The sequence below is a fragment of the Desulfofundulus sp. genome (assembly GCF_049701015.1).
Classification (GTDB): Bacteria; Bacillota; Desulfotomaculia; order Desulfotomaculales; family Desulfovirgulaceae; genus Desulfofundulus.
On record NZ_JBNATZ010000411.1, the window covers coordinates 1 to 2760 of the forward strand.

Here is a 2760-nt window from a genome sequence, read left to right on the forward strand (position 1 = left end):
ATGATCGCTTTTTTATTTTTCAAACCGCACCCTCCTTTCCTGGCAGACATGGCGTATGGCAGGGCCTCACTCTTTCGCGACCTGCCGCAGCGTTCCGGTGACCCGCCTCCCGGCCCACCGGGTCTGCCAGCGCTCCTTCCAGTCGTCCAGAATGGTATAAACCACGGGCACCAGCACCAGTGTGATAAGGGTGGAAAAGGCCAGCCCTCCGGAGACCACCGTGGCCATGGGCGCCTGCCCCTCGGACCCCGTACCTATGCCCAGGGCCATGGGCAGCATGGCCAGGATGGCCGTGAGCGCCGTCATCAGGATGGGACGCAGGCGGGTGGGGCCGGCTTTCAATATGGCCTCCCGGCGCTCCATACCCCGCCGGCGCAGTATGTTCACGTAATCCACGAAAACTATAGCGTTTTTCACCACGATGCCCACCAGCATGATCAGGCCGATGAAGGCGGGCACCGAGAAAGCGCGGCCGGTAACCAGCAGGCTGAAGGTCACGCCCACCATGGTTACGGGCACGGAAAACATGATGATGAAGGGGTACAGCGCAGACTCGAACTGGGCCACCATCACCAGGTACACCAGGACCACCGCCAGCACCAGGGCCAGACTCAGGTCGCCGAAGGTTTCAGCCATCTGCTGCTGCTGGCCGCCGAATTCCACAGTGTAGCCCGGCGGCAGGGTGAGGCTCTTCAACCCGGCCCGGATGTCCTTCATCACGCTGCCCAGGTCCCGGCCCGCCAGTTGCGCGCTAACGGTTACCAGACGTGTCTGTCCTTCCCGGTCAATGGCGTGGGGACCCCGGGTCTCCACTATATCCGCCACCTGGCTTAAAGGTACGCACGTGCCGGTGGGGGATAAGATGGTCAGACCGGACAGGTCCGGCAGGCGGGTGACCGACCCGTCACGGAGCTGTACCCGGATATCCACTTCTTCCCCGCCGGTGCGGTAGCGCGTGGCCACATTACCGTCAACGGCGGTGCGTACGGTAGCGGCTATCTCCGCCGGCGACAGTCCGAAGGCCGCCGCCCGGTCGCGGTTCACCAGCACCTGCACCTCCGGGCGTCCCTCCTGCAGGCTGCTGGTCACTTCCCGGGTGCCGGGCACGCGGCGCACCAGATCCGCCACCCGGTCGCCCAACCGGGCCAGCGTGGCCATATCATCACCGCGCACCTTGATCTGCACAGGGGCACCGCTGTTCATCATCCCCCCGGCTGCTTCCACAGCGCTCACCGAGATCTTCGCGCCGGGTATCTCCTTCAGCCGCTGCCTCACAATTTCGGCCACTTCGCTGGCGGTCACGCTGCGCCGGGATTTGTCCACCAACTGCAGGATGATCTGGGCGACGTCGCCGGAACTTTCACCCCACATGCCCTGGGTGCCGGTAAAGCCCACCCCGGTAAAAACGCTCTCCACCCAGGGCGCCGCCACCATCTTCTCGATACGGGCAGCCACCCGGTTGGTTTCGTCCAGGGAGGTACCCCGGGGCATTTCCACGGTTATGCTCACCTGCCCCTGGTCCATGGAAGGCATGAACTCGAAGCCCACCAGGGGAAAGGCCGCCAGGCTCAGGACAAAAAGGACCGCCACGGTGATGACCACCAGCCGCCGGTGGTCGAGCGCCCACTCCAGCAACCGGCGGTAGGCGCTGTTCAGGTTGTTGAACCATCGCCCGGACAGCTCGAAGAGTTTCCGCCAGCGCTGCCCGGGCGCGGCCCCACCCGCCGCCGGTGGGAGCTCCCCCTCCAGGTACAACCAGCGGCTGGCCATCAGGGGCGTCACGGTCAGAGAGACCACCAGCGAGGTAAAAATAGCAAACGAAACGGTCAGGGCCAGGGGGGTGAACAACTGGGCCGCCAGGCCCTTCACAAAGACCACGGGCAGGAAGACGGCCATGGTCGTCAGCGTGGAGGCGATGACCGCCCCTCCCACCTCGTCGGTAGCCACCCGCGCGGCCTCAACCAAGCCGTAGCCCAGCTGGCGGTGGCGGTAGATGTTCTCCAGCACCACGATAGCGTCGTCCACGATCAGGCCGACCCCCAGCGCGAGGCCACCCATGGTGATCATGTTAAGGGTCATGTTGTTGAAATAGATCAGCACAAAGGTGCCGATGATAGAAATGGGAATGGCCGTAGAGATGATCAGGGTGCTGCGCAGGTTGCGCAGGAAAACCCACATCACCAGCATGGCCAGGAAACCGCCCACCAGGATTTCCTTGACTACATGGTTGATGCTCCGCTCGATGAACTGCGACTGGTCCAGCACCACGTCAAAGCGTACCTCGGGCAGCTCCTTCTTTAAATCATCCAGCGTGTTGCGAACCGCCCGGGCCACCTGGACCGTATTGGCACCGCTCTGCTTCTGGATGTAGACCGTCAGGCCGGGCTTGCCGTCCACCCGGCTGAACTGGGTCATCTTCTTCTGCCCGTCTTCCACGCGGGCCACATCACCCAGGTGCACCGGCTGCCCGCCCGGGGCCCCCACCACCACCTGGCGCACCTGGTCCAGGTCCCTGAACTCACCGGTCACCCGCACCAGCAGGTCTCTTGTGCCGTCCTGCACGGTACCCCCGGAAACGTTCAGGTTATCCGCCGCCAGGGCCTGGGTCACACCGTTCAGGGTCAGGCCGTACCCCGCCAGCCGGACCGGGTCCACCAGCACCCGGATCTCGCGCTCCACTCCCCCGGCCGACCAGACGCTGGCCACGCCGCTGACCCGCTCCAGCCGGGGCTGGACCACGTCGTCGACGAGCTGTTTCAA

1 protein-coding gene is annotated in these 2760 nt (G+C 64.6%); it reads right to left on the minus strand.

Annotation, left to right across the window (positions count from 1 at the left end; genetic code table 11):
* Positions 1 to 66: 66 nt before the first annotated feature.
* On the minus strand, positions 67 to 2760 hold a 2694-nt coding region (locus ACPLUI_RS14955; protein ID WP_424661034.1), incomplete at its 5' end, for an efflux RND transporter permease subunit.